Source organism: Serpentinimonas barnesii, from assembly GCF_000696225.1.
GTDB classification, from domain to species: domain Bacteria; phylum Pseudomonadota; class Gammaproteobacteria; order Burkholderiales; family Burkholderiaceae_C; genus Serpentinimonas; species Serpentinimonas barnesii.
Window position 1 is genome coordinate 91,095 of the sequence record NZ_BAWN01000032.1, and the last position, 6,376, is coordinate 97,470.

The window sequence follows — 6,376 nt, forward strand, 5'->3', positions numbered from 1 at the left end:
AATGCAAGCCCAGCCGCGGCCACCGACCGCCTCGGGGGGAGATGGGGCGGCGCAGTTGCTCCACTGCGAGCAAGTGGCCGTGCAGGGCTTGTTCGACAACGATTTGGCTTTGTTTTTAACTTTTCGAGCTGCCTGCATCGAGCAGTTTGAGCACGATTTCCGACTGGCTGCCGATCTGCTGCAGGCGCAGCAAGATCGGGCGGCGCTGGTGCGCTTGGCGCACAGCCTGAAAGGCGTTTTGAATACCTTGGGCCACAACGAAATCGCAGCCTTGGCACATGGTTTGCAAGTTCAGGCCGAGCGCGCCGATTGGGCCGAGTTGCAAGGGCTGTGGACGGCGTTGCGCCTGCGCCTGGTGGCCGCCTTCGGGCTCGATCGGGTTGCGTAAATTGCTGGGTAACTTGCTGCGCTTGCTTGGGGTGCGCAGTGGCGCAGTGTTTCAACCCGCAGTCTGTGCCCATTCGTCGGGCAGCATCCACAGCAAGGCCGTGATGAAGGTGATGTAGCGCAAGAACATGCCCAGCGCCATATAGGGCACGCACTGCCAGAACGGCAGCCGCAGCCAGCCGGCCACGGCGCACAAGGGGTCGCCGACGCCGGGCAGCCAGCTCAGCAGGCAGGCTTTGGGGCCAAAGCGTTGCAGCCAATCGAGCGCGCGCACGTGGGTGGCCGAGCCGCGCACCTTGTCCACCGCCGAGTGGGCGCCGTAGCCGACCAGCCAGTTGGTGATGCCGCCCAAGGTGTTGCCAGCGGTGGCCACGAACATCACCGGCCAATACAGCTCGGGGTTGAGCTTGATGACCCCCAGCACCACCGGCACCGAGCCCAAGGGCAGCAGGGTGGCCGAAAGAAAAGCGACCACAAACACCGTGGTGAGCCCAAATTGTGGCAGGCGCAAGGCATCCAGAATCGACCACAACACAGCTTCCATCGTGGGGCCAGTATAAGGGGCGCCCAGCGGGCGCTGCGGACCGAAGTTGCATGGCCACGGGTGATGGGCAGGCTACAATAAGCTGCATAATTTTTCAGCATTTCGCCCGTGTGTCGGCCGCCCTATGGCGGTGGCCCGTGGCTTTTGGTTTTTCTGTTTCCTGATGCGCATCGGCCCCTATACCCTCGCCAACCGCCTGTTCGTCGCCCCCATGGCGGGCGTGACGGACCGGCCCTTTCGCGTCCTGTGCAAGCAGTTGGGAGCGGGCTACGCGGTGAGCGAGATGATCAGCGCCCGACCCGAGTTGCGCGACAGCCGCAAGACCCTGCGCCGGCTCGACCACGTGGGCGAACCGGGCCCAATCGCGGTGCAAATCGCCGGCACCGATCCGGCCCAGATGGCCGATGCGGCGCGCCACAACATCGACTGCGGGGCGCAGATCATCGACATCAACATGGGTTGCCCGGCCAAAAAGGTGTGCCACCAGTGGGCCGGATCGGCCCTGATGCAAGACGCACCCCGCGCCTTGGCGATCATCGAGGCGGTGGTGGCGGCCTGCCAGCCGCAGGGCGTGCCGGTGACGCTCAAAATGCGCACCGGCTGGTGCCAGAGCGAAAAAAACGCGCCCCAATTGGCGCGCGCCGCCGAGGCCGCCGGGGTGCAGATGATCGTGGTGCATGGGCGCACGCGCGAACAAGGCTACAAGGGCCAGGCCGAGCACCACACGGCGGCGGCGATCAAGGCCGAATTGCGCATTCCGGTGGTGGCCAACGGCGACATCGACAGCCCGGAGCAGGCGCGCGCGGTGCTGGCCGCCACGGGCTGCGATGCGCTCATGATCGGCCGTGCCGCCCAAGGCAGGCCGTGGCTGTTCAGAGAAATCGCCCATTTTCTGGCGACCGGCACGCATTTGCCCGCACCCACGGCGCCCGAGCTGGCTCGGCTGCTGCATACGCACTTGCTGGACCACTACCAGCTCTACGGCGAGCACAGCGGTGTGCGCAGTGCGCGCAAGCACCTGGGCTGGTATGCCCGCTCGCTGCCCGCCACGGCGCAGCAGCAGGCCGACTTCAGGCTGGGCATCAACCGCGCCGAATCGGCCGAGCAACAACTGCGCTGCGTCCAAGATTGGTTCGATAGCGCCTGCACCCCCGACTGGAGGCTGGCCGCATGAGCACCCCGAGCTTGCCCGAGAGCGTGCGCGCCAACGTCGAAGCCTATTTCAAAGATTTGGGCGCCAACGAACCGGCCAATATGCACGACATGCTGCTGCGCACGGTAGAAAAACCGCTGCTCGAGGTGGTGCTGGGGCGTTGCCAAGGCAACCAATCGCGCGCGGCCCAGTGGCTGGGGTTGAACCGCAACACCTTGCGCAAAAAACTGCAGGAACACGGCTTGCTTGATTGAGCGCTGGCCCCCTGTGTCAGCAGCGGCCGTGGCGTGCGTCTGCGCTGCTGCATGGCCCCTTTTTTGATCGTTTTTTTATTTAGGCATTGAAAGTTTCTCCATGAAAGCCCTGCTCTCGGTCTCCGACAAAACCGGCCTGCTCGAACTCGCGCGCGGTCTGCACGCGCTGGACGTGCAACTCATTTCTACCGGCGGCACGGCGCGCCTGCTGGCGCAAGACGGCCTGCCCGTGACCGAGGTGGCCGAGCTCACCGGTTTTCCGGAAATGCTCGACGGCCGTGTCAAAACCCTGCACCCGGCGGTGCACGGCGGCCTGCTGGCGCGGCGCGAGCGCCCCGAGCACCTGGCGGCGCTGCAAACCCAAGGCATCGCCACCCTCGACATTTTGGTGGTCAACCTCTACCCCTTCGAGGCCACGGTGGCCCAGCCCGGCTGCACGCTCGATGAGGCGATTGAAAACATCGACATCGGCGGCCCGGCGATGGTGCGCTCGGCGGCCAAGAACTGGCGCGACGTGGCGGTGCTCACCGACGCCAGCCAGTACCCGCTGCTGCTGGCCGAGCTGCAAGACGGGGGCTTGAGCGAGCGCACCCGCCTGCAGTTGGCGATAACGGCTTTCAACCGCATCAGCCATTATGATGGCGCTATCAGCGACTATTTGTCGTCATTGGACTTATCCGCAGGGGTTCCTGCGGGTTATGCGACGCCGCCGCGGTTGCTCTTTCCGGGCCAGAGCAATGGCCGCTTTGTTAAGTTGCAAGACTTGCGCTACGGCGAGAACCCGCACCAGCAGGCCGCCTACTACCGCGACCTCGAACCCGCGCCGGGTGCGCTGGTCACGGGCACGCAGTTGCAGGGCAAGGAGTTGTCGTACAACAACATCGCCGATGCCGACGCGGCCTGGGAGTGCGTCAAGGGTTTTGAGGCGCCGGCCTGCGTGATCGTCAAGCACGCCAATCCGTGCGGGGTGGCGGTGGGTACAAGCGCCCAGCAGGCCTACGAAAAGGCGTTTCAGACCGACCCGACCAGCGCCTTTGGCGGCATCATCGCTTTCAACCGGCCGCTCGACGGCGCGGCGGCGCTGGCGGTGTCTAAGCAGTTCGTCGAGGTCTTGCTGGCGCCCGATTTCACGCCCGAGGCGTTGGCGGTGTTCAAATCCAAGGCCAATGTGCGGCTGCTCAAGATCGCGCTGCCCACCTTGGCGCAGCCCGGTGCCTCCGACTGGGCGCGTGGCCGCAATGCGATCGACATCAAGCGCGTGGGCTCGGGCCTGCTGCTGCAGACGGCCGACAATTTCGAGCTGCAACGCACGGACCTGAAAGTGGTGACGGCGTTGCAACCCACGCCGGCGCAGCTCGACGACCTGCTGTTTGCCTGGAAGGTGGCCAAGTACGTGAAGTCCAACGCGATCGTCTTTTGCCACGATGGCATGACGCTCGGGGTGGGCGCGGGGCAGATGAGCCGGCTCGATTCGGCGCGCATCGCGGGCATCAAGGCGGCGCACGCGGGCTTGTCGCTGCAGGGATCGGCGGTGGCCAGCGATGCGTTTTTCCCGTTCCGCGATGGGCTCGATGTGGTGGCCGAAGCGGGCGCGAGCTGCATCATCCAGCCCGGCGGTTCGGTGCGCGACCAAGAGGTGATCGACGCCGCCAACGAGCGCGGGCTGGCGATGGTGTTTACCGGGGTGCGGCACTTTAGGCATTGAGGGCGCCTTGGGGCGGCGCGCTGGAGGTTGCGCCTGCCGCCCAAGTTTTTTTGTGCTGAGCGGGTGCGGCATCCGCTTGCCGCATGTTTTTTCTGTGCCTTATAATTCGACAATCGTTGAATTATGGAAGACTCACAAGCCGCCTCCTGTTTTGCCGCCCTGGCGCACCCGGTGCGGCTGCGCGTCTTTCGTGCCTTGGTGGTGGCGGGCGCGGAGGGTCTGACGCCCGGTGCGCTGGCGCAAAGCCTGGGTTTGCCAGCGGCCACGCTCTCGTTTCATCTCAAGGAACTGATGCACACCGGGCTGGTGCTGGCGCAGCGCAGTGGGCGCCACATCCACTACCGGGCCGCGCTGGAGCGCATGAATGCACTGTTGGCGTATCTGACCGAGCACTGCTGCCAAGGGCAGAGCTGCCTGAGCCCCCCATCCCTGCTTTGTCACCTTCTGGAGCCTGAACATGGCTGATCACCGCCCCATTCGGGTGCTGTTTTTGTGCACCCACAACTCGGCTCGCAGCATCTTGGCCGAAGCCTGCCTGAACCATCTGGGCCAAGGGCGCTGGCAGGCCTTTTCGGCCGGCAGCAGCCCGCGGCCGGGGCAACAACCCCATGCGCTGGCGCTGGCGGCCTTGCAAGAGGCCGGCATAGCCACCGTGGATTTGCACAGCAAAAGCTGGGACGCCTTTGCTGGCCCGAATGCGCCGCCCATGGACCTGATCATCACCGTGTGCGACAACGCCGCGGGCGAGGTCTGTCCGATCTGGCCTGGGCACCCGGCCACGGCGCATTGGGGCTATGCGGACCCGTCGGAGGGTGAAGGAAGTCCGGAGCAGCGCCTGCAGCGTTTTCGCAGCACCTTGCAAGCGATCCGCAGCCGCCTCGAAGCCCTGCTGGCTGCAAGCGCCGACTTGGCCGCCTGCGGTATCACCGATCCCGCATCGGACGGCCAGCGGCTGGCGCAAATCGCGCGCCGCCTGGCCCAAGCATGAGCGCGCAAGCCTTGCCGCCTGCGCTGGCGCAGCGCCTGCTGGCGGAATTTGTGGGCACGCTGCTGCTGGTGTGCACCGTGGTGGGCTCGGGCATCATGGCGCAGCACCTGGCCGACGGCAACGTGGCGCTGATGCTGCTGGCCAATACCGTGGCCACGGTGTTCATCCTGTTCGTGCTGATTCAAACCCTGGGGCCGATCAGCGGCGCGCATTTCAACCCGGTGGTCACCGCCGTGTTCGGTGCCGCCAGCGGCCTGCCTTGGAGCGCCCGCATGGCCTACGTGGGGGCGCAACTGGCTGGGGCCGTGGCCGGGGTGGTGCTGGCCAATTTGATGTTCGGGCACGCGCCGCTGGAACTGGCACAGAAGGTGCGCAGCGGGCCGCCGCTGTGGCTGGCCGAGGTCTTGGCCACGGCCGGGCTGGTGTTTGTGATCGGGCGCAGCGTTGCCCACACCGCCCCAGCGCTGGTGGCGGCCTACATAGGCGCGGCGATGTGGTTTACGGCCTCGACTTCCTTGGCCAATCCGGCGGCTACCTTTGGGCGCATGTTCAGCGACAGCTTTGCCGGGGTGGCACCGGCCTCTTTCCCGGCCTTGGTGGCGGCGCAGGTGGCCGGGGGGCTGCTGGGGGCGCTGTTGCTGCAGGCGCTGCGCACGCCCAAGCCGGTTTCGGCAGGCCAAGCGGGTGCCGAGCCAGCGGCCCAAGGTTCGGCGCCTAGCCAGGCGCCGCTGGCCCGCAGCGAGCAAGCCCGCCCCTGAGCCATGCAAGCCAGCGACGACGAATACTACATGGGGCTGGCGCTGGAGCAGGCACGGCTGGGTGCGGCGGCGGGCGAGGTGCCGGTGGGGGCGGTGCTGGTGCAGCGCGGGTCAGGGCAGGGCAGTTCGAGTGCGCGCGTGCTGGCGGCAGCGCACAACCGGCCCATCGGCCTGAACGACCCAAGCGCGCACGCCGAAATGCTGGTGCTGCGCCAAGCGGCGCAGGTGCTGCAAAACTACCGCCTCGACGACTGCGAGCTTTACGTCACCCTAGAGCCCTGCGCGATGTGCGCCCAGGCCGCCTTGCACAGCCGTGTGCGGCGCGTGGTCTATGGGGCGCGCGAGCCCAAGAGCGGGGCGGCGGGCTCGGTGCTGGATTTGTTTGCCTACCCGGCGTTGAACCACCAGACCGAAGTGCAAGGCGGCGTGCGGGCGGCCGAGTGCGCGATCTTGCTGGAGGATTTTTTCGCCCAGCGCCGCTTGGCGGCCAAGCGAGTCCACACGCCCTTGCGGCCCGATGCGCTGCGCACCCCAGCCGCGGCTTTCGAGCCGCTGTGGCAGGCCTTTGCGCACTGGCAGGCGCACAG

9 protein-coding genes are annotated in these 6,376 nt (G+C 66.4%); 8 read left to right on the top strand and 1 reads right to left on the bottom strand.

Annotation, left to right across the window (positions count from 1 at the left end):
• The first annotated feature begins 1 nt into the window (after position 1).
• Positions 2-388: an Hpt domain-containing protein gene (locus SRAH_RS09775; protein ID WP_029463166.1), complete on the top strand. Its 387-nt coding sequence runs from the start codon at positions 2-4 to the stop codon at positions 386-388.
• A 51-nt stretch (positions 389-439) separates the two neighbouring features.
• Here the strand turns inward: SRAH_RS09775 and SRAH_RS09780 are convergent, their stop codons facing one another.
• A complete protein-coding gene (locus SRAH_RS09780) occupies positions 440-931 on the bottom strand; it encodes a YqaA family protein (protein ID WP_029463167.1) in 492 nt (163 codons plus the stop codon).
• Between the two features lie 163 nt (positions 932-1,094).
• On the opposite strand from SRAH_RS09780, the gene dusB reads away from it, so the two are divergent.
• From dusB to tadA, 7 genes are all read left to right on the top strand, one after another.
• On the top strand, positions 1,095-2,105 hold the full coding sequence (gene dusB / locus SRAH_RS09785; protein WP_045477091.1) for a tRNA dihydrouridine synthase DusB: 1,011 nt from the start codon (positions 1,095-1,097) through the stop codon (positions 2,103-2,105).
• Entirely contained in the window at positions 2,102-2,338 is a 237-nt protein-coding gene (locus SRAH_RS09790; RefSeq protein WP_029463169.1) for a helix-turn-helix domain-containing protein, read from the top strand. Before dusB ends, SRAH_RS09790 begins: the two co-directional genes overlap by 4 nt.
• A gap of 100 nt (positions 2,339-2,438) precedes the next feature.
• On the top strand, positions 2,439-4,043 hold the full coding sequence (gene purH, locus SRAH_RS09795; RefSeq protein ID WP_029463170.1) for a bifunctional phosphoribosylaminoimidazolecarboxamide formyltransferase/IMP cyclohydrolase: 1,605 nt from the start codon (positions 2,439-2,441) through the stop codon (positions 4,041-4,043).
• A gap of 123 nt (positions 4,044-4,166) precedes the next feature.
• On the top strand, positions 4,167-4,508 hold the full coding sequence (locus SRAH_RS09800; RefSeq protein ID WP_029463171.1) for an ArsR/SmtB family transcription factor: 342 nt from the start codon (positions 4,167-4,169) through the stop codon (positions 4,506-4,508).
• On the top strand, positions 4,501-5,031 hold the full coding sequence (locus SRAH_RS09805) for an arsenate reductase ArsC (protein WP_082210164.1): 531 nt from the start codon (positions 4,501-4,503) through the stop codon (positions 5,029-5,031). The genes SRAH_RS09800 and SRAH_RS09805 overlap by 8 nt, the downstream gene beginning before the upstream one ends.
• A complete protein-coding gene (locus tag SRAH_RS09810; RefSeq protein ID WP_076607019.1) occupies positions 5,028-5,789 on the top strand; it encodes an aquaporin in 762 nt (253 codons plus the stop codon). Before SRAH_RS09805 ends, SRAH_RS09810 begins: the two co-directional genes overlap by 4 nt.
• 3 nt (positions 5,790-5,792) lie before the next feature.
• Positions 5,793-6,376 (top strand): tRNA adenosine(34) deaminase TadA (gene tadA, locus SRAH_RS09815; RefSeq protein ID WP_029463174.1); only part of this gene is annotated, 584 nt, incomplete at its 3' end.